We start from the raw sequence: 23,635 nt of genomic DNA, 5'->3' as shown, positions 1-23,635 counted from the left end.
ACGCGGGGTACGCCTCGGCCGACGGGTCAGACCACCGAGGCTCCGGTCAGAGCACCTGGGCCCCGGTCACAGCATCCGGGCTCCGGTCAGACCACTCGGGCTCCGGGGACCGGCCCGTACGCGGGGTAGGCGGTCCGGCAGACCGAGGAGCTGGCCAGTTCGGCGGCGATCCGGCCGGCGTGGCCTTCGTCGGCGGCGAGGAAGACGCAGGTCGGTCCGGAGCCGGAGACGATGCTGGCGAGCGCCCCGGCCGCCTCGCCGGCGGCCAGGGTCGCGGCCAGGCTGGGGCGCAGCGACAGGGCGGCGATCTGCATGTCGTTGCCGAGCGCCGCGGCGAGCACCTTCGGGTCGCGCTGGCGCAGCGCGGCGAGCAGGGAGTCCGGGCTGCCCAGCGGTGCGGGGGCGTCCCGTTCGGCGCGGAGCCGGTCGAGCTCCCGGTAGACGGCGGGGGTGGAGAGGCCACCGTCGGCGGCGGCGACGACCCAGTGCCAGGTGGTGGGTCGGGCGAGGACGGGGCTGACCGCCTCGCCCCGACCGGTGCCCAGCGCGGTGCCGCCGTGCAGCAGGAAGGGCACGTCGGAGCCGAGGCCGGCGGCGATCGCCGCCAGTTCCTCGCGGGACAGGTTGGTGCCCCACAGGGTGTCGCAGGCGACCAGGGTGGCGGCGGCGTCGGCGCTGCCGCCGGCCAGGCCGCCGGCGAGTGGGATCTGCTTGCGCAGGTGCAGCCGGGCGTGGGCGGGCACGCCGGCGTACGCGGCCAGGGCCCGGGCCGCCCGGATGACCAGGTTCGACTCGTCGAGGGCCAGTTCGCCGGTGCCTTCGCCCGCCATGGTGAGGGTGAGGGTGTCGCCGCGTCGGGCGGTCAGCTCGTCGTAGCTGGAGATCGCGTGGTAGACGGTGGTCAGCTCGTGGTAGCCGTCGGGGCGTACCGGGCCGACACCGAGGTGCAGGTTGATCTTGGCGGGTACCCGTACCTTGACCGGGCCGGCCGCGCCCCGTCGCTGCTGATCGTCATCGTCGTCCGGCCGCCACGCCTCGGTCACGGGACGATGCCCAGGATCCGGGGCCGGATGTCGGACGGTTGCGCAGACCTCGTCATGGGCACCGCGACAGCCTACTCGGCACCCGACGTACCCGATGGAGCCGACGCGGCGATCGCGGCGAACTGCTCCACGGTGAGCGACTCACCCCGGGCGCTGGGATCGACCCCCGCCGTGACCAGGGCGGCAGCGGCCCGGTCGGCACCGCCGGCCCAGCCGGCGAGGGCGGCCCGCAGGGTCTTGCGCCGCTGCGCGAACGCCGCGTCGACCACCGCGAAGACCCGGGACCGGGGTACGTCCGGTCGGGGCGGCTCGCGCCGGGTGAAGGCGACCAGCCCGGAGTCGACGTTGGGCACCGGCCAGAACACGTTGGGCGGCACCTTGCCGGCGCTGCGGGCGGTGGCGTACCAGGCGAGTTTGACCGACGGAATGCCATAGACCTTGGAGCCGGGGCCGGCGACCAGCCGGTCGGCGACCTCCTTCTGCACCATCACCAGGCCGTGCCGCAGGCTGGGCAGCTCGGCCAACAGGTGCAGGACGACCGGCACCGCCACGTTGTAGGGCAGGTTCGCGACCAGCGCGGTCGGTGCCGGGTCGGCCAGGTCGGCGGCGGTGACCCGCAGCGCGTCGGCCCGGTGCACGGTCAGCCGCCCGGCGACGTCCGGCCCGCAGTGGTCGGCCACGGTCTGCGGCAACGCCTCGGCCAGCACCGGGTCGATCTCCACCGCGTGTACGTGCGCCACGGCTGGCAGCAGTGCCAGGGTGAGCGATCCAAGTCCCGGGCCGACCTCCACCGCCACGTCGTCGGGGCTCAGTCCGGCGGCGGTCACGATGCGCCGGACCGTGTTCGGGTCGTGCACGAAGTTCTGGCCGAGCTTCTTGGTCGGGGTCACGCCCAGCCGGGCGGCCAGCTCCCGGATCTCCCCGGGGGTGAGGAAGGGCCCCTTCTTGTTGCTTTCCGCAGGTAGAGGGTCCCTTCCTACCCCTTGTGGCGTCACCATGGGCCGAACACCCGCTCGCCGGTGGCGGAGATCGCCGTACACAGCTCGGTCAGGTCCGCCCCGGTGGTCTCGGCCAGCGACCGGACGGTGAGCGGAATCAGGTACGACCCGTTGGGCCGACCCCGATGCGGCGTGGGGGTGAGGTAGGGCGCGTCGGTCTCGACCAGCAGTTGGTCCAGCGGGGTGATCCGGGCGGCTGCCCGCAGCGCGTGGGCGCTGGCGAAGGTGACCGTGCCGGCGAAGCTGAGCACGTACCCCCGGCGGAGACACTCGGTGGCGAACTCGGCGTCGCCGGAGAAGCAGTGCAGCACCACGGTCTGCGGGGCACCCTCCTCGTCGAGGACCCGCAGCACGTCGGCGTGCGCGTCCCGGTCATGGATCACCAGGGGTTTGCCGTACCGCTTGGCGATGGCGATGTGCGCCCGGAAGCTCAGCTCCTGGGCGGCCCGCCCCTCGTCCCCCGTACGGAAGAAGTCCATCCCGGTCTCGCCGATACCGCGTACCCGCTCCTCGGCGGCGAGCGCCTCGATCTGGCGCAGCGCCTCGTCCAGGTCGGCGAGTCGGGGTGCCTCGTTGGGGTGCAGCGCGACGGTGGCGACCACCGCTCGATGTTGCCGGGCCACCTCGGCCCCCCAGCGGGACGAGGCCACGTCGACCCCGACCTGCACCAGTCGGTCGACCCCGACCCCGGCGGCCACCTCGATCATGGCGGCGACCGGGTCGCCCGATCCCGCCGCGAACGGGTCACCGGCACCGGCCGGGCCGCCGGTCACCCCGGCCTCGGCCACGGTGATGTCCAGGTGGGTGTGGCTGTCGATCACCGTACGGGGCAGCGGCTCGGGTGGGGACGGAAACTCCCCCGCCCGGCGCGCGGCGCGTTGGCGGCGGGACTCGGTTTGATCGCTCATCACCGTCAGCATCACATATCCAGGTACGCCATCCGGCGCAACCAGCCGGGAGCGGGCCCCTGCCGCCAATCGAGAACGGAACGTCGATGCCGTGTGTCCACTTCACACATTCGCCGACATTACGAAAGACCGATGTGTCAGCAGGCCGACACAGAGCGAGACGGTTACCGAAAGGCGCTGGCTGATAACGCTTTTCTCGCCGGTGCCGGCGAAATAGATGGCCTGCCGGGGTGTCGGGTAGGCTCGCTGGCGGCAATCGCCAGAAGGCACGTCATCGGGTGCCGGCGAGGCTGCCGCCTAATCGCCTGACCGGGCGAATCGGGGAACCGTGTTCGTGGGGTGAATCCGCAGTAAGCGGTAGGGGCCACTTCCGCCCCGAACCCGTCAGCTAACCCGATCGGCGGCCGACGGAAGGAAGGTATCTTGACCGCACCCCTGCGCGGTTGGCTGACGACGATCCTGGCGCTACTCACCGCCGTGGCCCTGGTGGCACCCGCCGAGCGGGCCTGGGCAGAACCCAACGAGACTCCCAACGAGACCGAGACGCCGCTGCTCCGCGACGTGATCGAGTCGACCAACCGGGGCTACATTCAGGCGAAGGCCAAGCTGGATCAGTCGAAGCGGCGGCAACAGGCTCTCAACCTCGAACTCCAAAAGGCCCAGGAGCGGCTCGACCTACTCGCCCCGCAGGTGGCTCAGATCGCGGCCCAGTCCTACCGCCAGGGCAAGATCGGCGCAATTGCCGTACTGCTGGAGAGTGACAGCCCCGACTCGTTCGTCGAGCGGGCGAGCCGGCTGGACGAGCTGAACCGGCTCAACGACCGGAAGCTGCGCGAACTCACCGAGGCCCGGGACATCGCCGAACGCGCCAAGGCCCAGCTCGACGCCGAGATCCTGGAGCAGAACAAGCAGCTGACCATCATGACGAAGCAGAAGAAGGAAGCGGAGAAGGCGCTCGCCCTGGTCGGCGGGATGAGCCTGACCAAGGGGTTCGTCACCGCGACCTCGCCGGTGGCCAAGGCCGCCCCGCGTACGGCCAGCGGCGACTGGCCGAGCGAGTCGTGCAACCAGGACGACCCGACGACCTCCGGCTGCATCACGCCACGCACGATGCACATGTACAAGGAGGTCAAGAAGGCCGGGTTCAACCGGTTCGTGGGCTGCTACCGCTCAGGTGGCCCGTACGAGCACCCGAAGGGCCGCGCCTGCGACTGGTCGTTGATCAACCGGGGCTTCGTCTCCGCACAGAACCAGGACCAGCGGATGTACGGCAACAACCTCACCGCGTTCCTGGTCCGTAACGCCGACCGCCTCGGTATCTACTACGTGATCTGGTACAAGCAGATCTGGATGCCGGCGACCGGCTGGAGCTCGTACAGTGGGGCGAGCGATCACACCGACCACGTACACGTGTCGATGCTTTGAGTCCCGGCCGGGCGCGGCGACCGCTGCCCTGCCGACGGTGGGACGGAACGAACGAAGGCGGCCCGGCCCTGGATGCTCCAGGACCGGGCCGCTTCCGTCGTGATCGGGCTCGTCGTCGGTCGCCTCGACGTGGTCGGGACCGATGTCACGATCGGGACCGACGTCAGCCGCCGAGCCGGGCCAGTTCCTCCTCGACGATCGACGGGTCGAGCTTGCGGAAGACCGGCTTCGGCGCGGCCAGCGGTCGACCCGCCTCCACCGGTACGGACTCCCAGCGTGCGCCGACCGTGTAGTCCCCGGTCAGCACCGGGTACGCCGGCCCTCCGTCGAGATCCTCGACCTCCACGATGGACGGCATCGGAGCGTGTACGCCGGTGCCGCCGAGCAGTTCGTGGATCTTCTGGGCGGAGTGCGGCAGGAAGGGCGTGAGCAGCGTGTTGGCGTCGCTGACCACCTGCAACGCGACGTGCAGGATGGTGCCCATCCGGGGCTTGTCCTCGTCGCTCTTGAGCTTCCACGGCGCCTGGTCGGAAAGGTACTTGTTGGCCTCGGCGACCACCCGCATCGCCTCGCCGATCGCCGCCTTCTGCCGGTGCCGGGCGATCAGGTCACCGACGGTGTCGAAGCCGGCCCGGGCAACGGCCAGCAGCGCTTCGTCCGCCTCGGTGAGCCCGGCGGCGTCGATCTCCGGGATCGCGCCGAAGTTCTTCGCCGCCATCGAGATCGACCGGTTGACCAGGTTGCCCCAGCCGGCGACCAGTTCGTCGTTGTTGCGGCGCAGGAACTCGGCCCAGGTGAAGTCGGTGTCGTTGCTCTCCGGCCCGGCGGCGGCGATGAAGTAGCGCAGCGCGTCGGCGTCGTAGCGCTCCAGGAAGTCGCGGACGTAGATGACCACCCGGCGGGAGGAAGAGAACTTGCGTCCCTCCATGGTCAGGTATTCGCTGGAGACCACCTCGGTGGGCAGGTTGAGTGCCCCCAGCTGGCCCGGTTCGCCGTTCCGGTCGCCGGCCCCGGAGTAGCCGAGCAGCAGTGCCGGCCAGATCACCGAGTGGAAGACGATGTTGTCCTTGCCCATGAAGTAGTAGCCGAGCGCGTCGTCGGCGGACCACCACCTGCGCCACGCCTCCGGATCGCCTGAGCGGCGGGCCCACTCGATCGACGCGGAGAGGTAGCCGATGACCGCGTCGAACCAGACGTAGATCCTCTTGTCGGTACGGTCCCGCCAGCCCTCCAGCGGGATCGGTACGCCCCACTCCAGGTCCCGGGTGATGGCCCGTGGTTGCAGGTCGTCGAGGAGGTTCTTGGAGAACCGCAGTACGTTGGGCCGCCAGCCCTCCCGGCTGTCCAGCCACCGACCGAGCGCCTCGGCGAACGCGGGCAGGTCGAGGAAGAAGTGCTCGGTCTCCACGAACTGCGGCGTCTCGCCGTTGATCTTCGATCGGGGATCGATCAGGTCGATCGGGTCGAGCTGGTTGCCGCAGTTGTCACACTGGTCGCCCCGGGCGCTGCCGTAGCCGCAGATCGGGCAGGTGCCCTCGATGTAGCGATCGGGCAGCGTACGGCCGGTGGACGGGGAGATCGCCCCCATGGTGACCTTGGGCACGATGTAGCCGTTGCGGTAGAGCGTCTCGAAAATCTCCTGCACCACGGCGTAGTGGTTGCCGGTGGTGGTCCGGGTGAAAAGGTCGTAGGAGAGGCCAAGGCCGTGCAGGTCCTCCACGATGACCCGGTTGTAGCGGTCGGCCAGCTCGCGCGGGCTGACCCCCTCGTTGTCGGCCTGCACCTGGATCGGGGTGCCGTGCTCGTCGGTGCCGGAGACCATGAGCACGTCGTGCCCGGCCATCCGCATGTACCGGCTGAACACGTCGGAGGGCACTCCGAAGCCGGAGACATGGCCGATGTGGCGCGGGCCGTTGGCGTAGGGCCAGGCGACCGCCGCGAGAACGTGACTCATGGCTGTCAAGCCTAGTGACCGGCCTACGGCGTCTGCGAAGGGATAACCGGGCCGGCTGGGTCTGCCCCGCCCGACCGCTCTTTGCCCGGTTTACCGCCGACACGCGCATTAGCTTGTCGTGTCGACTCGGTCACTCGTTGTGGAATGGGCAGTGTGACCGGGCGAACAGGCGAGCAGCACCCCCTCGGGGAGCAGGGCGAGGACACCGTCCCACTCATCGAGCCGACCACCGGTGCCCCGTTCACCGCACTTCCCCAGCGGGCACCGCTACGGGTACCACCGAGCCGGGCGGATTCCGCACGGGACGGGCCGGGGCCGTCCGTACGCGCTTCGGTACCGCAGCAGGCTTCGGCCGACGAACCGGCGTTCTGGCTACCGATCGAGGAGGTCCACTGGGACGGGACCCCGGTGGCGGCGGACCGCCCCGCCGGACACGACCGGAGCCGGCGGGGCCTCGGCCTGCGGGGGACGACCGGCCGGCCAGCCAAGCCCCCACGCCACCCGGTGCTCGGGCTGGCCGGTCTGCTCGTCCTGACCCTGCTCAGCAGCTTCTTCGCCTGGGTGAGCGCCGAGCCCCTGTGGCTGGCGGTGGGGCACGGCGACCGGGGTACCGCCACCGTGCTGAGCTGCACCGGTAGTGGCATCGGCCTGCGGTGCCGGGGCACGTTCGTGGCCGACGACGACACCACCGCCGGTCAGGGCTCGGCAACCAACGCCCCGGACGGCGGGCCCTCGGCCACCCCGGATCCGGTGATCTCCGACCACGCCGACGGGGAACCCGGCGACGAAAGTGTCACCCCTGCCGGTCTCGTCACCGACGTACGGCTGGCCGGGGTGGACGGGCGGCATCGGACGCCGGGAAACACGCTCGTGGCCCGGATGGTCGATCCGGACGCCGCCACGGCGTACGTCGAGGGGGACACCGTCACCCGGCACCTGCGCTGGCTGCTCGGCCTAGCCCTGGTGGCGCTCTGTTCAGCCGGCATCGGGTGGTCGACCGGGGCACTTCGCCTGCCCGACCCGAGAGCCCGCCGGGTCGCCGTACTGGCCGGGCTGACCGGCCAGTTCCTCATCGTCGTCGGATTCCTGGTCGCCGCGTTCTGAACAGTTGGCCCAGCCGCTCCTGCCGGGTTCGGCTCGGCAGCTCCGACCGGAGCGATTCGGCTCGGCAGCTCCTGCCGGAGCGGTTCAGCCCTGGTGGACGATGGTGTAGACGTCGCGTCGACGCAGGCCGTACTCGTTGGCGACGGCGGTGATGGCGTCCCGCCGGGAGGTGCCGCCGGCCTCTCGGCTCGCCACCTCGGCCCGCAACTCGTCGTCGGCTGGCCGGTCGGCCGAGGTGGCTGGCGGCGCACCCGCGACGACCAGGGTGATCTCACCACGTGGCGCCCCGGACGCGGCCCACTCGGCGAGCGCGCCGAGCGGCCGGCGCAGCACCTCCTCGTACGTCTTGGTCAGCTCGCGGCAGACGGCGGCCGGTCGGTCGTCGCCGAACGTCGCGGCCAGGTCGGCGAGGGCGCTGGCCACCCGGTGTGGCGCCTCGAAGAGGACCAGGGTGCGGGGCTCGGTGGCCAGTTCCCGCAGCCGGGCCCGGCGGGCCCCGCCGGAGCGGGGCAGGAATCCCTCGAAGCAGAACCGGTCGCAGGGCAACCCGGAGAGGGCCAGGGCGGTGGTGACGGCGCTCGGGCCGGGGGCGGCGGTGACCGGTGCACCGGCGTCGAGGGTGGCCCGGACCAGCCGGTAGCCGGGGTCGGAGACGCTGGGCATGCCCCCGTCGGTCACCAGGGCGACGACGGCACCGTCGCCGATGGCGGCGACCAGGTCGGGCGTACGACGCTCCTCGTTGCCCTCGAAGTAGGAGACCACCCGGCCGGCGATGGTGACGTCCAGGTCACGGGCGAGCCGGGCGAGCCGCCGGGTGTCCTCGGCAGCGACGATGTCGGCGCTGGCCAGACCGTCCCGGAGCCGGGGCGACGCATCGGCGGAATTGCCGAGTGGCGCACCGAGCAGGAGCAGCCTTCCCTTACCTGACATTTCACCCACGAACCGACTCCCTTATCGATGCCCCTGGCCGGGAACGTCCAATGGTGGACGCCGTTGTGCACCTTCGCAGCCTACGATCACGGGGTGACCCTGGCGGCGACAGCGCAGAGCGGCAACCCAGACCGAACCAGCCGAGGCGTTCCCCCGATCATCCGGCGCCGGCTGGCCCCGTTCGACGCCCGGCTCGACCGGCGGTCGTGGATCGCCACCGCCGTGGTCGTGGCGATCGCGGCCATCCTGCGGCTGGTCAACCTGGCACACCCCAAGGGCAAGATCTTCGATGAGATCTACTACGCCACCGATGCGCACAACCTGCTTACCCGCGGCTTCGAGTGGGACGAGAAGAACAACACCGCCGCGTACGTGGTGCACCCGCCGCTGGGCAAGTGGATGATCGCGCTGGGTGAGTGGGCATTCGGCTACAACGAGTTCGGCTGGCGCATCTCCGCCGCCGTGATCGGCACGCTCTCGGTGCTGCTCGTCGTACGGGTCGGTCGCCGGCTGTTCCAGTCGACCGCGCTCGGTTGTGCGGCCGGGCTGCTGATGGCGTTGGACGGGTTCCACCTGGTGTTGTCCCGCACCGCGCTGCTCGACATCTTCCTGCTGTTCTTCGTCTTCGCGGCCTTCGGTGCGCTGGTGCTGGACCGGGACGCCCGTCGTCGCCGCTGGCTGCAAGCCATCGAGGAGGGCCTGGACCCGAGCCGGCCCGGACGCGCCGGCCGCCCGCCCTTCTCCCTCCGGGGCGTGCCCTGGTGGCGGCTGCTGGCCGGGGTGCTGCTCGGGTGCGCCGTCGCCGTCAAGTGGAGCGCGCTCGCCTTCGTGCTCGCCTTCGCGGTACTGGTGATCTTCTGGGAGGTGGGTGCCCGCCGATCGGTCGGGGTACGCCGCCCCTGGCGGGACACCCTTCTTGACGAGAGTGGCTGGCTCCTGCTCAGCGGGGTGCTGATCGTCGTCACGTACATCGTGAGTTGGTCGGGCTGGCTACTGACCGACGGCGGCTTCTACCGGGGCTTCAAGAGCGATGGCGACCCGGTCACCAATGCGCTCTGGAGCCTGTTCGAATACCACAAGCAGGCGCTCACCTTCCATACCGGGCTGACCACCGCGCACACCTACCAGTCCTGGCCCTGGCAGTGGCTGCTGCTCGGCCGGCCGGTGGCCTTCCACTGGTCGGATGCGGGCCCGTGCGGGGCCGCCAACTGCGCCGAAGAGGTGCTGCTGCTCGGTACGCCGATACTGTGGTGGTCGTTCCTGCCCGCCCTGGCCGCGCTGACCTGGCTGGGCATCGCCCGACGCGACTGGCGGGGTGCGGCAATCCTGCTCCCGGTCGCCGCCGGTCTATTGCCCTGGTTCTACTATGCCGCCGACAAGCGCACGATGTTCTTCTTCTACGCCGCCCCGGCCCTGCCGTTCCTGGTGCTGGCGGTGGTCTACGTGCTCGGTGCGATCATGTCGCCGGCTCCCGCCGTCGAGGTGGAAGGCAGTGCACCGGTCAACCGCACCGGTACGGTGGACCGCCGGATGATCGGTGCCATCTTCGCCGGGGCGTACGTGCTGGTGGTGGCGATCTGTTTCGCCTACTTCTATCCGATCTACACCGGTGTGTCGATCCCGTACGCGGACTGGTCCGCCCGGATGTGGCTCGGCGGTCGCTGGATCTGACCCGCAGCGGTCGCTGGATCCGACCACCCGGTCGCCCCACGCCTGCCCCCGCGCCCTCGCACTGTTGATCATGAAGTTATCGACGCCGATGTGGCGGCGAAATCCTGGCGACAACTCCATGATCAACGGGAGGAGTTTCGTGGGCAGACAAAGATGCGCGCCCCGATCGCCTGCCACGGGGGAAGCGGGCGATTGGGGCGCGCATGATGAGCTTAACCACCCCTGGATCACCTGCACAACAGGTCACCCCTGGTCAGATTTCCAGCCGGAGCACCGTGGAACAGTCCGGACCAGTCCGACATAGCCCCCGAGGGGGCACCATGCGCCCACTTCACTGCCCATGCGCATCGCCGTCCCGGCACCTCGGCCGCAGCGTCAGCAACATGCCCAGATTGTTGGGAAGGGTGCAGGGCCGGTCTAACCGTCGGTGGCACGCAGCCGCATGACCGCTGCCGTCGGCTTGCCGGTCAGCGAGGTCGCCAGCCGACGATCGAGACCGGGCAGCCGGGCCAGCCGCAGGGCAACACGGCGCGCCCGCAACTGCCATCGCGACTCCGGCAGGAACCACCGGGCCCCCCGGCGGGCGACCCGCTGCCGATCGGTGACCACCGGCCGCCACATCCGTTCATATCGGGTCAGCCCTTCCTCGATCGACCCGGCCCGGGCCAACTGCTCGGCGAGCACGAAGGCTCCGGCGATGCCGAGCGAGGCGCCCTGCCCGGCCAGCAACGACACCGCGAAGCAGGCGTCGCCGACCAGGACCACCCGGTTCCGGTGCCACTGCGGCAGCTCGATCTGGGCTACCTGGTCGTAGTACACCTCGCTCGCGGACGGGCAAGCCGCCAATGCCCGGGGCGCGAGCCAGCCCAGGGTGGCGTACTCCTGGCGAATCGCGGCCCGCGCGTCGTCCGGCCGGGTCGGATCGGCGGTACGGTGCACGGCGAAGACGGCGACGCGCCCGTCACGTAACCCGTAGCAGCCCATCTGGCGGTCGATCGTGTCGGTCAGGCAGAACCGGCCGTCCACCTGCGCATGGACGCTCGGATCGTCGAAGACGAAGGCGGCGGTGTGGAACCCCAGATAGCGCAGGTAGCGTGATTCGGGACCGAAGACCAGGCTGCGTACCGTCGAGTGGATTCCGTCGGCACCGACGAGCAGATCGGCGTCGAGGACCGTCCCGTCGTCGAGGGTCAGACGTACGCCGTCGGGGTGCTGTTCGACATGACGCGGGCTGACACCGAAGCGCAGTTCCACATCGGCGGAAAGGTGCTCCCGAAGTGCTCGTTCGAGGTCGGGGCGCATGATGCTCAGCAGCCGACCCCGCACGGCACGCCCGAACTGTCCGTAGTCGATCCTGGCTCGCCGGCGGCCGGCCTCATCCAGGTAGGCCACTTCCCGGACCTGGTAGCCCAGTTCCCGTATCCGGGGCAGCACGCCCATGGCCTCGGCGGCGTCGTAGCCCGGCCCGAAAAAGTCGATCATGTAGCCCTGACCTCGGGGGCCATCCGCCCGTTCCAGGACGACGACATCCCAGCCGGTGGCGTCGAGTCGCTGCGCGAGAGCGAGTCCAGCTATCCCGGCCCCACAGACCACCGCCCTCATCGGTCCGCACCGCCCCGGCCCGACCGCTGTCCTCCCTCGGGGTGCTGCCCTCCCTCGGGGTGCTGTCCCCAGTCGGGGAGGGCGGCGGGAGTCAGGGTGCGCCGGAGGACCGGCAGCACACGGGCAGCGGTCAGGCCGGGCCGCAGTGCCCGGTGCAACAGGACGCCATCGATCGCAGCGACCAGCACCGCAGCAGTCTCGGCCGGTGCCGCTACCCGGCGCTCGCCCAACCATCCGGCCAACCGTCCGTCGAATTCGGCGAGCAGCGCCCCGACCGCTTGGCGGAGCTGTTCGTCCCGGCTCGCGGCCAGGTAGGTTTCGACGAAGACCCGTGACGTGGGATCACTGCCGTCGTAGCGGTCGAGTTCCCCGAGGAGCAGGGCCAACGCGTCGTCGGGTGTCCGGGCCGCATCGAGGAGCGGTTCCAGAGCATCGACGAACGTACGCATCACACCAATCGCCGCTTCGGTGAGCAGCGCCGGCAGTGACGCGTAGTGGTAGTGGACGAGGCCGGGGCCCACCCCAGCCCGCTCGGCCAATATTCGGGTGCTCACCGCTGCCCAGCCGCGTTCGGCGATGAGTTCGACGGCCGCCCTCGTCAGTCGGTCACGAATCTGACGCCCCCGGTCCGCCGATGTCGATGCTGCCTCCGCCATCGTTCTCCCTCCGACCATTTGGACACTCGCCCTGGGCGATTGTCCAAATGGTAGCAGGGGAGCTTGCGGCGAGCGAGATCCGTGGATGTTCGGGTTGCGGACCGACTAGATGATTGAGTCCTAAATCTTTGCTGGTGGGAGGTGCCGGCGTACTGGTACAGGGAAGGGTGTCGTTGTCTGCTCGTGACAGCTGACATCAACACCCTTCTGACCGCACTGTACGTGTTCGTAGACGATCACCTGGTACCGCGTCGCCGCCGTCCCGGCCGGCCCCAGCGGTTGTCCGACGCCGAACTGGTCTGCCTGATGATCACCCAGGTCCTGTTCGACTTCCCTCGTGAACGGCACTGGATCCGCTGGGCCGGCACCCACCTGCGCGACATGTTCCCGTACCTGCCGACCGCGTCCGGCTACGGCAAACGGGTCCGCGGCAGCGGTCAGCTCATCGCCACCGTGCTCCGGGCCCTGGCCCATGTCACCCCGACCAGTGCCCCGATCCTCAGGTTGATCGACTCCACCCCGGTACCGTGCGGCACCTCGCGGGAGACCACGAAACGTTCGGACCTGGCCGGGGACGCCGGCTACGGCTACAGCGCCTCACACTCCCGCTACTTCTGGGGCATGCGCCTGTATCTACTGGCCACAGCCGAGGGCATGCCCGTGCTGTGGTGCCTGGCCAACCCGAAACTCGACGAACGGGAGGTGATGGCCGCCCTCATCGAGGCCGACCACCACCTAATCGCCGACGGGCAGGTCATCCTGGCCGACCGTGGCTTCGCCAGCCCGGAGTTCGACCAGTTCTGCGACCTGCGGAGCATCCACCTGGTCCGCCCGAAACGCGCCAACGCCAAGGCCGACGCCCCACGCACCCCGGCCGAGAAAGCCCTGCTCCGCGCCCGCCAATGGATCGAGTCGATCTTCCAGAGCCTGAAAGGCCAACTCTCCCTGGAACGACACGGAGCCCGCCGACACGACGGCCTGTTCGCCCGCGTCGGTCAACGCCTACTCGCCCTGGCTGCCGTGATCTGGCACAACACCAACATCGGCGCACCCAACCCAAGATCACTCATCGCATACGACCATTGACCAGCAGGGATTTAGGACTCAATCATCTAGGAGTAGACCAACTTCTCGAACTCGGTCCAGCCGCCGTTGAACAGGAAGTCGGTGTGCTGCGTCAGAACGATGGCAACCAGGCCCCGGGTCGGGTCGCTGGACCACGCGGTGCCGTAACCACCGGTCCAGCCGTACCGGCCGGGGGTCGGCGAGACCTCATCCGGCCTGGTCACCACGCCCACGCCGTACCCCCAGCCGTTCCCGTCCAGCAGGAATCCGCTGCCAACCGCCTGCTCCGGTGTCAGGTGGTTGGTCGTGATCAACTCGACCGCCCGCTCGGACAACAGCCGCCGGCCCTGGTACGTCCCCCTGGCCAGAAGCAGGCGGGCGAAGGCGAGATAGTCGTCGACGGTGGAGACCAACCCACTCGCCCCGGACAGGAATACCGGCGGCACCGTCCACTCGCTCGCCGCGGAGTGCCGCTGCAACTCCGACTGCCCGGACTCGGTGTTCGTCTGGTAGTAACCCGGTAGCCGGCCGGCGTCCTCGACCGAAACCGAGAAACCGGTGGCGGTCATGCCCAACGGCTCGAAGATCCGGGTCCGGAGCAGGTCCGCGAGCGACTGCCCCGCGGCCCGGGCCACCAGGACCCCCAGCACGAGCGAGGCGACGTTGTACTGCCACCGCTGGCCCGGCTGGTACATCAAGGGCAGTGTCGCGAACCGCTTCATCCACTCGTCCGGGTCGTGCGGCGTACGCGGATCCGGCGGCCCCAGGGTCAGTTGCAGCTCGGCGGCAGCGGTGATCACCGGGTACGGCGGGTCGAAGCTGGGCTCGACGACGAGGCCGTAGCCCATCCGTGAGGTCAGCAGATCCTCGACGGTGATCGGGCGGATCGCCGGGACCGTGTCGTCGAGCGGCCCTTCGATGTTCCGGAGCACCCGACGGTTGGCCAACTCGGGCAGCAGTCGGTCGACCGGCTCGTCCAGGGCCAGTCTCCCCTCCGCCACCAGCATCATCGTCGCGACGGCGAGGATCGGCTTCGTCATCGACGCGATACGGAAGATCGTGTCACGGCGCATCGGATCGCCACTGCCGAACGACTTCTCCCCGATCGCCTCGACCCGCACCGCATCGCCGCAGGCCACGACGTACACCATGCCGGGCAGTTCACCCTGCACGACCCGAGCCGTCATCTCCTCCCGCAGGCGATCCAGCCCGGCCTGCGACGTAGCGTGTGTCATCCGCTCCCCCTTAGTCGACGTCGGTGCCCTGAACCGCCCGGCCGATAGGCCTGCCGACACGCCCTGAACCACCCTGCCGATAGGCCCTGCCGGCGCGACCCGAACCCGCGGGCGGAAAGGCTCTGCCGCGACGAGCCGCTCACCGCCGGCGTGCGCCATGGCAGATCTCTCAGCGTAGGCATCGGGTGTGACCATCCCGTCCAGGTTTCAGTTCGCACCGATCCGGGAGAGCTTGTCGGGGTTGGTCACGGACCCGTTCGAGGTGATCAGCCGAAGTACCCGGGCCCTACGACGCCGGCTGGAAGGACACCGTGGACAGACTGACCGGCGGCGGCCAACCTGGGCAGCCCAGACCGGCCCACCGCCAACGACGATGGGCCGGTCACGGCCGTGCTGGTTGGTCCACTACGCGCAGATGCCGTACGCGTCGAGGGCCCAGTTGCCGCCGTAGCCGTCACTGTCCTCGTCCGCGCCGACACCGATCCGGTCCGTGGCGACCAGGTTCACCGCGGTCAGCCGTACCTGTCCGTTTCCGGCGTTGATGTCCGCGCCCGCGCTGTAGAGCGCCTTACCGGTCGGGCACAACAACAGCCGCGACTGGCCCGAGTTGCTGTTGCTGCTCGACGGCGCGGTCGTGATCCGTTCCAGGCCAGCAGGAGTGTTGGCGCACACGGCGAACGCGGTCACACTCCACCCGGTCCGGGTCGAGCCCTGCACCGGCACACCCCGGACGGTCACCGACTTCAGGTCGAACGAGGGAACGACCTGGTCCAGCACCACGTCCCCGAAACCGCTGTTGACGCGGCCCCCCATGCCGATGACGCTCTTCGTCCCGCAACTCGCCGTGACGTACTCGGTCTCGGCCGCCCCGGTGGTCGCGACCACCTGGTAGCCGGCGGGCTGGGTGACACAGGCCGCCACCGCGCTGACCATCCAGTCGTCCCCGTAGCTACCGGGACCGGCCTCCCGCATCGTCGCCGCGAAACCGGTGCCGTTGGCCAGCGGCTCCAGCCGGTCGAGGGCGACGTGTGCCTTCGCTCCGGCCGAGCCGGCGAGGTAGCCACCGCCTCCGCTGACCACCTTGCCCGTCGGGCAGCTCGCCGTGATCGTCTTGTCGGCGCTGGTATCGGCCGAGGTGGCCGAGACAATCTCCAGCCCGGGCGGATCCGCCGAGGCCGGTGCGGCCGGGCCGATCCCGGTCACCACGAGCGCGGCCACGGCTGTGGCGAGCCCCGTGACCCCATACCTACCTACCGTCGTACGCATTGCTGTCTCCCCCTCGGTTCCGGACAGGACGACGGCGACCTCGGTAGCCCCACCCGCCTGCGTCCTGCTAGCTGGGATCAGCGTGTGCGGTGGCGCTTGGCGTCCACTATCCGACCGCTAGGCAGGGGTCGCCGGGATGGTTGCGCCCCTACGATGGCATCGACTGGTCCCGTGGAGTAAGGAAGCAGATGAGGTGGCGCATCCTCGGACCGGTCGAGGTGACCGCTGCCGGACGCGTACTCGGGATCCATCGACCACAGCAGCGTGCGGTCCTGGCCCTGCTGCTCCTCAACGCCAATCGGGTGGTCTCCGGTGAGCAGTTGACCGAAGCCCTCTGGGGCGACGATCCACCGGCGAGTGCCCGTACCCAGATCCAGGTCTGTGTGTCGCAGCTTCGCGCCGCCCTGCGTACCGCCGACCTGGCCGGCGTGCTGGCGACCCGCGCGGGTGGTTACCGGCTCGCGGTCGACGACGGCGACTTCGACCTGGCCGCGTTCGACACCGCACTGGCCCAGGCCCGGGTGGCCGTTGACGCGGGACGGTTGCCGGCGGCGGCGGAGATCATGCGGGCCGGGCTGGCCCTGTGGCGGGGACCGGCGCTGGCCGGAGCGGCCGGCGCGTTCGTCGACGCGGCGGCCGTCACCCTGGACGAGCAGTACCTCGTCGGGCACCAACTGCTCGCCTCGGTCGAATCCGCGCTGGGGCACCACGACGAGGTGGTTCGGGCACTGGAACCGCTGGTGGCCGCGCATCCGCTGCGGGAGGCCCTGGTGGCCCGCTACCTGCTCGCCCTGGCCGGCAGCGGTCAGCAGGCCCGCGCGTTGCAGGTATACGCGGAGACCCGGGCCCGGCTGGTCGAGGAGCTGGGGGTGGAGCCGTCCGCCGAGTTGGCGGAGGCGCAACTGCGCGTCCTGCGCAATGAGGTCACCGCGCCGGCTGGGGTTGGGAAGGGCCCTTCCTTGACGCTTCCTGCCTTGGAAGGGGCCCTTGCCGGTGCACCGGTCCCGGCGCAGCTGCCCGCCGATGTCGCCGGGTTCACCGGGCGCGAGCCGGAGTTGCGTGAACTCGACGCCCTGGTGTCGGGGGACGATGGTTCGACGGGCACAGCGGTGGTGATCTCCGCCATCGGCGGTACGGCCGGCGTCGGCAAGACGGCGTTGGCGGTGCACTGGGCACATCGGGTCGCGCACCGGTTCCCGGACGGGCAGCTCTACGTCAACCTGCGCGGTTTCGACATCGAGGATCGAGGGGTGACCCCCGGCGAGGCGTTGCGGGGATTCCTGGAAGCGTTGCACGTGCCCGCCCAGCGGCTCCCCGCCGACCTGCCCCAACAGGCCGCGCTCTACCGCACCCTGCTCGCCGGAAAACGGGTGCTGGTCCTGCTGGACAACGCCCGCGAGCCGGCGCAGGTACGGGACCTGCTGCCCGGTTCGTCAACCTGCCTGGTGGTGGTGACCAGCCGAAACCGGCTCACCGGACTGGTCGCCGCGGAAGGGGCCCGCCCGCTGACCCTGGACCTGTTGTCCACCTCGGAATCGCGGGAGCTACTGGCTCGCCGGATCGGCCGCAAGCGGGTCGCGGCCGAGCCCGGCGCAGTGGACGACATCGTCCAGCGGTGCGCCCGACTGCCGCTGGCGCTGGCCGTGGTGGGGGCGCGGGCCGCCGCCGAACCCGGCTTTCCGCTGGCCGCCCTGGCCGCCGAGTTGGCCGACGCCCAGGCTGGCCGGCTGGCGGCGCTGGACGTGGGCGACCCGGCCACCGACGTACGGGCGGTCTTCTCCTGGTCCTACCGGGCGCTCGACGCCCCGACCGGCCGGCTGTTCCGGCTGCTGGGGCTACACCCGGGCCCGGATCTGGCTGGTCCGGCGGCGGCCAGTCTCGTCGGCCTGCCGCTGTCCCGGGTACGTCCGCTGCTGGCCGCCCTGACCCGGGCACACCTGATCACCGAGCAGCTTCCCGGGCGGTACAGCCAGCACGACCTGCTGCGCAGTTACGCGGCCGAACTGTGTGACACCGTCGACGACGTCCCGGAACGCCGGGCGGCCCGGCACCGCCTCCTCGACCATTACCTACACGTCACGCAGGTAGCCGATCAACTGCTGGACCCCTACCGGCTGGCGCATCCGGTGCCGATCACCGAGCCGAGACCGGGTGCACTCGTGGACGGCCCGGCGGACCATACCCGGGCCATGGACTGGTTCACCGCCGAGCACCCCGTCCTGCTGGCCTCGGTCGAGCAGGCGGCCCGGTACGGGTTCGACGGGCACGCCTGGCGCCTGGCGGCGGCGTCCACCACCTATCTGGACCGTCGGGGCCACTGGCATGAACTCGCCGCAGTGCAGCGTACGGCGCTGGACGCCGCGCAGCAGCGGGCCGATCCGCTCGGCCAGGCCCAGGCGCACCGGGGACTCGCCATCGCCGCCACCTGGCTGGGTCGGCACCAGGATGCACACCGGCACTACCAGCGGGATCTCGACCTGTACCGCGAGTTGGGTGACCGTACCGGGGAGGCGCACACGCATCTCGGACTGTGCTGGGTCTTCGCCCGAGAGAGCCGGCACCGGGACGCGCTCGACCAGACCAGCCGGGCGCTCGCCCTCTATCGGGCCGTCGGCTACCAGGTGGGGCAGGCCAAGGCCCTGAACAACCTCGGCTGGTTGCAGGCACGGCTCGGGGAACACCGGTTGGCGCTCGACTCGTGTCGCCAGGCGTTACTGATCCACAAGGAGACCGGCGATCGGCACGGTGCCGCCCTGACCTGGGACAGCCTGGGCTACGTCCACCACGAACTCGGCCAGTACGACCAGGCCACCGAGTGCTACCGACGGGCGCTCGACCTGCATCGCACGCTCGGTGACCGGTACGACGAGGCGGAGGTGCTCGTGAACCTCGGGGAGACCCACCGGGCCGCTGGTCACGTCGAGGCGGCGCTGCTCGCCTGGCGGGACGCCCTGGTCGTCTTCGACGAGCTGGGGCACCCGGACGCCGATCCGCTACGGGTCAGGATCGCCGACCTGCTCCGGCCCGCCGTACCGACCGGGGTCGTGCTGTCGGAGCCAACCCGTAGGGTCTGATCGGCAGACATCGGGAAGCGGAGCCGTGACGTGAATCTGACCTCGGACAACGTGCTGGCCTGGCGGATGCGTCGGCACTACCTGGACCGGGTGGTGGAGGTCGACACCACACAGGTCGTACGGCGGCTCTGTGGCCTGCAGGCCCAGGTCATCTCGGCAGCCGAGCGCGCGGTCGCCGCTCGGCTGCCGGTCGTCCGGCCCGGCCTGGTGGCCGAGGCACTCGCCGACCGCAGACTGGTCAAGACCTGGGCGATGCGCGGCACCCTGCACCTTCTCACGCCGGCCGACGCCCCCGCCTACCTGTCGCTGCTGGCCGCCGCGCGGACCTGGGAGAAGGGCTCCTGGCAACGCACCTTCGTCACCGTGGCGCAACTGGACGCCATCGCGGAGGCGACCCTGAAGGCACTGGATGGGCGGGTGCTCACCCGGGAAGAGTTGACCGCCGAGATCGTCGAGCGCACCGGGGACGCCACGCTCCAGGCACATCTCGGTTCTGGCTGGGGTGCGGTGCTCAAGCCGCTGGCCTGGCAGGGGTTGCTGGTCAACGGGCCGAGCGAGGGCAACCGGGTCACCTTCACCCGGCCCGACACGTGGCTGGACGGCTGGTCGGGGCTGCCGGCCCCGGACGTGGCGGCACAGACCGTCATTCCGAACTACCTCGGCGCGTACGGACCGGCCACCCCCGAGGTGTTCGACCAGTGGCTTTGTCGGGGCGCTACGAAGAAGGCGACGTTGCGGGGCTGGTTCGGCGGCCTGGTCGACGCCGGCACGGTGGTGCACGTCGAGGTGGATGACCAACCGGCGTACGCACGGGCGGCCGACGTGGACGAGATCGCCGGTGTCGAACGGTTCGATGACGTACGCCTGCTTCCCGCCTTCGACCACTACGTGCTCGGCCCGGGTACGAACGACACCCGGCTCATCCCGGCCGCGCGCCGAGGTGCGGTCAGCCGTGCGGCCGGCTGGATCTCCCCCGTGGTGGTGCACCGGGGCCGGGTGGCCGGCACCTGGGACGTCGAGGACGGGGCGCTCGACGTCGCGCTCTTCGCCGAGTCCGGTCCGGTGCCGACGGACGGGATCGAGGCAGAGGTTGCCCGTCTCGGCGCGTACGCCGGCACCGAACTCCAGATGACGATCAGGACGGACTGAGGATCAGAACGGACTGAGGATCAGGACGGACTGAGGACAGAGGACCGGCGTGGGGCGACATCGCCCCGCGCCGGGCCCGCTGCCGGGGCTACTGCTTGGCCAGCAGTGCCCGCATCTCCTGGATCTCGGTGTTCTGGGCGGCGATGATCTCTCCGGCCAGCTTCTTCGCCGCCGGGTTCTGGCCCTGCTGCTGCTCGGTGGTGGCCATCTGCACCGCCCCCTCGTGGTGGCGGATCATCATCTCCAGGAACATCCGGTCGAACTTCGCACCGGTCGAAGCCGTCAGTTCGGTCATCTCCTGCTCGGTCATCATTCCGGTCATCCCCTCGTGACCGCCGCCGTGCGAGCCGTGCCCGTCGCTGGTCTGGCCGTGCCCGCCGGCCGGGCTGGACGGCAGTGGGGCACCCCACTGACGGAGCCAGTCGGTCATCTGCTGGATCTCCGGCGCCTGCGCCTGCTTGATCTTGGCAGCGAGCGCCTTGACCTCGGCACCGGCCCGGGTCTCGGCCAGGTTCGACATCTCGACGGCCTGCTGGTGGTGCGGGATCATGCCCTGGGCGAAGCTGATGTCGGCCTGGTTGTGCTGCTCCGCACCGGCCTGGGTGGAGGTGCTCACGGTGGGGTTGGCCCCGCCGTCGTGCCCGCTGTCGTGCGAGTCGTCGCCACAGCCGGCGGCAAAGGCGAGGGCTGCCACTGCGGCGACTGCGGCACCGGTGGCACGGCGGATCGTCGGAAGATTACGCATGGTGGATCGACTCCTTGGTCAACTCGAATCGGGGTACGAGCGTGTTGGCGTACGCCGCCGCGAGGACGCAAAGGCGTGCGCCGACTAGGAGTCGGCCTATATCCGGAAGATGGACAGCTGGAACAGTGAAGGCGGCCCGCATCCGGACCCGTTCGCCGCCTCTCCGATGGCGGTCCGGGGCGAGATCGACATCGGGGTCGAGGCCACTCCACCGGGCGTGACCACGAGCACCGGCGTGGACACCGGCCCGCCTGCCGGTGGAGTGAACTGGCAGACCTGACCGGCGTGTCCGTGCCGGGGGTCGTCCCGGTCATGCTCCCGGTGGTGGTCCTGGTTGACCTCTCGGCCGCCATCCTGGCACCCGCCATCCGGTGCCGAACAGTGTCCCTCGGCGATCTCCGCAGCAGCGGTCATGGACACCGCGTGGGATGTCGACCCAGGGTCCCGAGCTCCGGCGAGCTGGTGCATCACCACCAGGCCGACCAGGGTCGCCAGCAGCAGACCCCAGTGCATCCACCGCCGCACTGCCGACCCGCCGGAATGGCGGGCCGGGTCACGGCTGGTGACGGTCACCCCGGAGATGCTAGTCGATCCGGTCGGCGGGACCAGCAGGAAGCAAACATCCGCAATACCCCAGGGGGGTATGATACGTTCGCCGCGAGGAGGCGATTCGAGATGCAGCACGAACCCGGCCACCGTCCGACCGCCCACACTGACGCTCACAATGTCCAACACAACAGACATAACGGCCACGCCGGGCACCAGGGCCATGACGGCCACACCGGGCACCAGGGCCATGACAAGCACGCCGGACACGATCCGGAGATCTTCCGACGCAAGTTCTGGCTGAGCCTGGCGCTGACCGTACCGATCGTGGTCACCAGTCACATGATCATGGACTGGTTCGGCTACTCACTCGACTTCCCCGGCATCGACCTGGTCGGGCCGGTACTGGGCACCATGGTGTTCCTCTACGGTGGCTGGCCATTCCTGGTAGGCGGGGTACGGGAGGTCCGCGACCGAGCGCCGGGCATGATGCTGCTGATCGCGATGGCGATCACGGTCGCCTACGTCGCATCGCTGGCCACCAGCCTCGGCGCGTTCCACCTCGACTTCTGGTGGGAACTGGCCGCGCTGGTCACCATCATGCTGCTCGGCCACTGGCAGGAGATGAAGGCCATCGGCCAGGCCCAGGGGGCACTGTCGGCGCTGGCCGCCCTGCTGCCCGACGACGCCGAACGGGTCGACCCCGACGGTGGCGTGCACCGCGTTTCCGCGGCCGATCTGCGGGTGGGCGACGTCGTACTGGTCCGCCCGGGAGCCCGGGTGCCGGCCGACGGTCGGGTCGTCGATGGCACGGCCGAACTCGACGAGTCCATGATCACTGGCGAGTCCCGACCGGTGAGCCGGAGTATCGGTGATCGGGTGGTCGCCGGCACGGTGGCCACCGACTCGGCGATCCGGGTCGAGATCGACGCGGTCGGCGAGGACACCGCCCTGGCCGGTATCCAACGCCTGGTCGCCCAAGCACAGCAGTCCAGTGGTCGGGCCCAGGTGCTCGCCGACCGCTTCGCCGCGATGCTGTTCTACATCGCCACCGCCACCGCCGTGGTCACCTTCGGCGCGTGGTGGGCCTTCGGCGACGTCGACGAGGCCGTGGTACGCACGGTGACCGTACTCGTGATCGCTTGCCCACACGCCCTCGGCCTGGCGATTCCCCTGGTCATCGCGCTTTCGACGGCGGTGGCGGCCAAGGCCGGCATCCTGGTGAAGGACCGGCTGGCGCTGGAGCGGATGCGTACCGTCGACGCGGTGCTGTTCGACAAGACCGGCACGCTGACCAAGGGCGCGCACACCGTGACCGCCGTGGCGTCGGCCGCCGGGGTGAGCGACGACGAGGTGTTGCGGCTCGCCGCCGGGGTCGAGTCGGACAGCGAGCACCCGTTGGCCCGGGCAATCGTGGCCGTCGCCACGGACCGGGGACGACCAACGACGGCGACCAACTTCCGAGCGCTGACCGGACGCGGCGTGCAGGCCGAGATCGACGGCACCGAGTACGCCGTCGGCGGCCCCGCCCTGCTCAACGAACTCCAGGTCCGGGCACCGAAGGAGCTGACCCGGACCACCGAGCAGTGGTCCGGGCGCGGCGCAGCCGTGCTGCACCTGGTACGGCGGGATTACGCTGGATCCTGGCGGGTGCTCGGCGCGTTCGCGCTGGAGGACGAGGTACGCCCCGAGGCTCGCGAGGCCATCGCGCAACTGCGCCAGCAGGGGGTCAAGAAGATCGTGATGATCACCGGTGACGCCCGACCGGTCGCCGAGGCGGTCGCCGCCGAGTTGGGTTTCCAGCCCGGGGTCGACGAGGTGTTCGCCGAGGTGCTGCCAGCCGACAAGGACGACGCGGTCAGCGAGTTGCAGGGTCGTGGTCTGACGGTGGCGATGGTCGGTGACGGGGTCAACGACGCTCCCGCCCTGGCCCGCGCCGATGTCGGAATCGCGATCGGCGCTGGCACCGACGTGGCCATCGAGTCGGCCGGGGTGGTGCTCGCCTCGTCCGACCCGCGCGGGGTTACCGGGATTATCCGCTTGTCCAAGGCGTCCTACCGCAAGATGATCCAGAACCTGGCATGGGCCGCCGGCTACAACGTGGTGGCGCTGCCGCTCGCCGCCGGCGTGCTGGTCTGGGCCGGCATCGCTCTCAGTCCGGCCGCCGGGGCGGTGTTGATGTCCGCCTCCACCATCGTGGTGGCGCTCAACGCGCAACTGCTCCGCCGGGTACGCCTCGCCCCGACGGAGGGATGAGCCGCGGT

The 23,635-nt window shown here is 70.3% G+C and carries 18 protein-coding genes and 1 riboswitch; of the genes, 7 read left to right on the top strand and 11 right to left on the bottom strand.

Annotated features, from left to right (window positions below; translation table 11 throughout):
* Positions 1-86: 86 nt before the first annotated feature.
* The 3 genes from FHR38_RS17770 to FHR38_RS17760 form a co-directional block, all read right to left on the bottom strand.
* On the bottom strand, positions 87-1,043 hold the full coding sequence (locus FHR38_RS17770; protein WP_184535718.1) for a 4-(cytidine 5'-diphospho)-2-C-methyl-D-erythritol kinase: 957 nt from the start codon (positions 1,041-1,043) through the stop codon (positions 87-89).
* Positions 1,044-1,114: 71 nt separating this feature from the next.
* Positions 1,115-2,041 (bottom strand): 16S rRNA (adenine(1518)-N(6)/adenine(1519)-N(6))-dimethyltransferase RsmA, encoded by a 927-nt coding sequence (gene rsmA / locus FHR38_RS17765; RefSeq protein ID WP_184535717.1) that lies wholly within the window; start codon positions 2,039-2,041, stop codon positions 1,115-1,117.
* Entirely contained in the window at positions 2,035-2,961 is a 927-nt protein-coding gene (locus FHR38_RS17760) for a TatD family hydrolase (RefSeq protein ID WP_184535716.1), read from the bottom strand. Before FHR38_RS17760 ends, rsmA begins: the two co-directional genes overlap by 7 nt.
* 272 nt (positions 2,962-3,233) lie before the next feature.
* Positions 3,234-3,368, top strand: a riboswitch (cyclic di-AMP (ydaO/yuaA leader).
* A 4-nt stretch (positions 3,369-3,372) separates the two neighbouring features.
* On the opposite strand from FHR38_RS17760, the gene FHR38_RS17755 reads away from it, so the two are divergent.
* Complete coding sequence (locus FHR38_RS17755; protein ID WP_184535715.1) at positions 3,373-4,374, top strand: coiled-coil domain-containing protein; 1,002 nt, start codon at positions 3,373-3,375, stop codon at positions 4,372-4,374.
* Between the two features lie 163 nt (positions 4,375-4,537).
* On the opposite strand, the gene metG is transcribed toward FHR38_RS17755, so the two are convergent.
* Positions 4,538-6,328: a methionine--tRNA ligase gene (metG, locus tag FHR38_RS17750; protein WP_184535714.1), complete on the bottom strand. Its 1,791-nt coding sequence runs from the start codon at positions 6,326-6,328 to the stop codon at positions 4,538-4,540.
* Between the two features lie 153 nt (positions 6,329-6,481).
* Between metG and FHR38_RS17745 the strand changes: the two genes are divergently transcribed.
* Positions 6,482-7,432 (top strand): hypothetical protein, encoded by a 951-nt coding sequence (locus FHR38_RS17745; RefSeq protein ID WP_184535713.1) that lies wholly within the window; start codon positions 6,482-6,484, stop codon positions 7,430-7,432.
* 84 nt (positions 7,433-7,516) lie between these two features.
* Here the strand turns inward: FHR38_RS17745 and rsmI are convergent, their stop codons facing one another.
* On the bottom strand, positions 7,517-8,362 hold the full coding sequence (gene rsmI, locus FHR38_RS17740; RefSeq protein ID WP_184539825.1) for a 16S rRNA (cytidine(1402)-2'-O)-methyltransferase: 846 nt from the start codon (positions 8,360-8,362) through the stop codon (positions 7,517-7,519).
* Between the two features lie 27 nt (positions 8,363-8,389).
* Here rsmI and FHR38_RS17735 point away from each other — a divergent pair, with 27 nt between their 5' ends.
* Positions 8,390-10,033, top strand: coding sequence for a dolichyl-phosphate-mannose--protein mannosyltransferase (locus FHR38_RS17735; RefSeq protein WP_184535712.1), 1,644 nt, complete (start codon positions 8,390-8,392; stop codon positions 10,031-10,033).
* A gap of 417 nt (positions 10,034-10,450) precedes the next feature.
* Here the strand turns inward: FHR38_RS17735 and FHR38_RS17730 are convergent, their stop codons facing one another.
* Positions 10,451-11,635: an FAD-dependent monooxygenase gene (locus FHR38_RS17730; protein WP_184535711.1), complete on the bottom strand. Its 1,185-nt coding sequence runs from the start codon at positions 11,633-11,635 to the stop codon at positions 10,451-10,453.
* Entirely contained in the window at positions 11,632-12,291 is a 660-nt protein-coding gene (locus tag FHR38_RS17725) for a TetR/AcrR family transcriptional regulator (RefSeq protein ID WP_184535710.1), read from the bottom strand. The genes FHR38_RS17730 and FHR38_RS17725 overlap by 4 nt, the downstream gene beginning before the upstream one ends.
* Positions 12,292-12,474: 183 nt before the next feature.
* On the opposite strand from FHR38_RS17725, the gene FHR38_RS17720 reads away from it, so the two are divergent.
* Positions 12,475-13,377 carry an IS982 family transposase gene (locus tag FHR38_RS17720; RefSeq protein WP_184531708.1) on the top strand — a complete coding sequence of 301 codons (903 nt, stop codon included), beginning with the start codon at positions 12,475-12,477 and terminating at the stop codon, positions 13,375-13,377.
* Between the two features lie 26 nt (positions 13,378-13,403).
* Here the strand turns inward: FHR38_RS17720 and FHR38_RS17715 are convergent, their stop codons facing one another.
* Together FHR38_RS17715 and FHR38_RS17710 are read right to left on the bottom strand one after the other, a co-directional pair.
* Positions 13,404-14,591, bottom strand: coding sequence for a serine hydrolase domain-containing protein (locus FHR38_RS17715; protein ID WP_184535709.1), 1,188 nt, complete (start codon positions 14,589-14,591; stop codon positions 13,404-13,406).
* A 405-nt stretch (positions 14,592-14,996) separates the two neighbouring features.
* Positions 14,997-15,857, bottom strand: coding sequence for a hypothetical protein (locus FHR38_RS17710; RefSeq protein ID WP_184535708.1), 861 nt, complete (start codon positions 15,855-15,857; stop codon positions 14,997-14,999).
* A 188-nt stretch (positions 15,858-16,045) separates the two neighbouring features.
* Here FHR38_RS17710 and FHR38_RS17705 point away from each other — a divergent pair, with 188 nt between their 5' ends.
* Both FHR38_RS17705 and FHR38_RS17700 read left to right on the top strand, forming a co-directional pair.
* Positions 16,046-18,931, top strand: coding sequence for an AfsR/SARP family transcriptional regulator (locus tag FHR38_RS17705; RefSeq protein ID WP_184535707.1), 2,886 nt, complete (start codon positions 16,046-16,048; stop codon positions 18,929-18,931).
* Between the two features lie 30 nt (positions 18,932-18,961).
* On the top strand, positions 18,962-20,080 hold the full coding sequence (locus tag FHR38_RS17700) for a winged helix DNA-binding domain-containing protein (protein ID WP_312882233.1): 1,119 nt from the start codon (positions 18,962-18,964) through the stop codon (positions 20,078-20,080).
* A gap of 88 nt (positions 20,081-20,168) precedes the next feature.
* Here FHR38_RS17700 and FHR38_RS17695 read toward each other — a convergent pair whose 3' ends face one another.
* The gene (locus FHR38_RS17695) at positions 20,169-20,825 is read right to left on the bottom strand and encodes a DUF305 domain-containing protein (protein WP_184535706.1); all 657 of its coding nucleotides are present in this window, start codon (positions 20,823-20,825) and stop codon (positions 20,169-20,171) included.
* Between the two features lie 96 nt (positions 20,826-20,921).
* On the bottom strand, positions 20,922-21,398 hold the full coding sequence (locus FHR38_RS17690; protein ID WP_184535705.1) for a DUF6153 family protein: 477 nt from the start codon (positions 21,396-21,398) through the stop codon (positions 20,922-20,924).
* Between the two features lie 102 nt (positions 21,399-21,500).
* Between FHR38_RS17690 and FHR38_RS17685 the strand changes: the two genes are divergently transcribed.
* Entirely contained in the window at positions 21,501-23,627 is a 2,127-nt protein-coding gene (locus FHR38_RS17685) for a heavy metal translocating P-type ATPase (protein WP_184535704.1), read from the top strand.
* Positions 23,628-23,635 lie beyond the last annotated feature (8 nt).

The sequence above is a fragment of the Micromonospora polyrhachis genome, from assembly GCF_014203835.1.
GTDB classification, from domain to species: domain Bacteria; phylum Actinomycetota; class Actinomycetes; order Mycobacteriales; family Micromonosporaceae; genus Micromonospora_H; species Micromonospora_H polyrhachis.
This window is presented reverse-complemented; position numbering and strand designations above follow the sequence as displayed.

Coding starts and splice junctions, on each gene's coding strand:
- rsmA (WP_184535717.1), bottom strand. CDS start 2,041: ATGGTGACGCCACAAGGGGTAGGAAGGGACCCTCTACCTGCGGAAAGC.
- FHR38_RS17760 (WP_184535716.1), bottom strand. CDS start 2,961: ATGCTGACGGTGATGAGCGATCAAACCGAGTCCCGCCGCCAACGCGCC.
- metG (WP_184535714.1), bottom strand. CDS start 6,328: ATGAGTCACGTTCTCGCGGCGGTCGCCTGGCCCTACGCCAACGGCCCG.
- rsmI (WP_184539825.1), bottom strand. CDS start 8,362: ATGTCAGGTAAGGGAAGGCTGCTCCTGCTCGGTGCGCCACTCGGCAAT.
- FHR38_RS17735 (WP_184535712.1), top strand. CDS start 8,390: ATGCCCCTGGCCGGGAACGTCCAATGGTGGACGCCGTTGTGCACCTTC.
- FHR38_RS17730 (WP_184535711.1), bottom strand. CDS start 11,635: ATGAGGGCGGTGGTCTGTGGGGCCGGGATAGCTGGACTCGCTCTCGCG.
- FHR38_RS17725 (WP_184535710.1), bottom strand. CDS start 12,291: ATGGCGGAGGCAGCATCGACATCGGCGGACCGGGGGCGTCAGATTCGT.
- FHR38_RS17715 (WP_184535709.1), bottom strand. CDS start 14,591: ATGACACACGCTACGTCGCAGGCCGGGCTGGATCGCCTGCGGGAGGAG.
- FHR38_RS17710 (WP_184535708.1), bottom strand. CDS start 15,857: ATGCGTACGACGGTAGGTAGGTATGGGGTCACGGGGCTCGCCACAGCC.
- FHR38_RS17705 (WP_184535707.1), top strand. CDS start 16,046: ATGAGGTGGCGCATCCTCGGACCGGTCGAGGTGACCGCTGCCGGACGC.
- FHR38_RS17695 (WP_184535706.1), bottom strand. CDS start 20,825: ATGCGTAATCTTCCGACGATCCGCCGTGCCACCGGTGCCGCAGTCGCC.
- FHR38_RS17685 (WP_184535704.1), top strand. CDS start 21,501: ATGCAGCACGAACCCGGCCACCGTCCGACCGCCCACACTGACGCTCAC.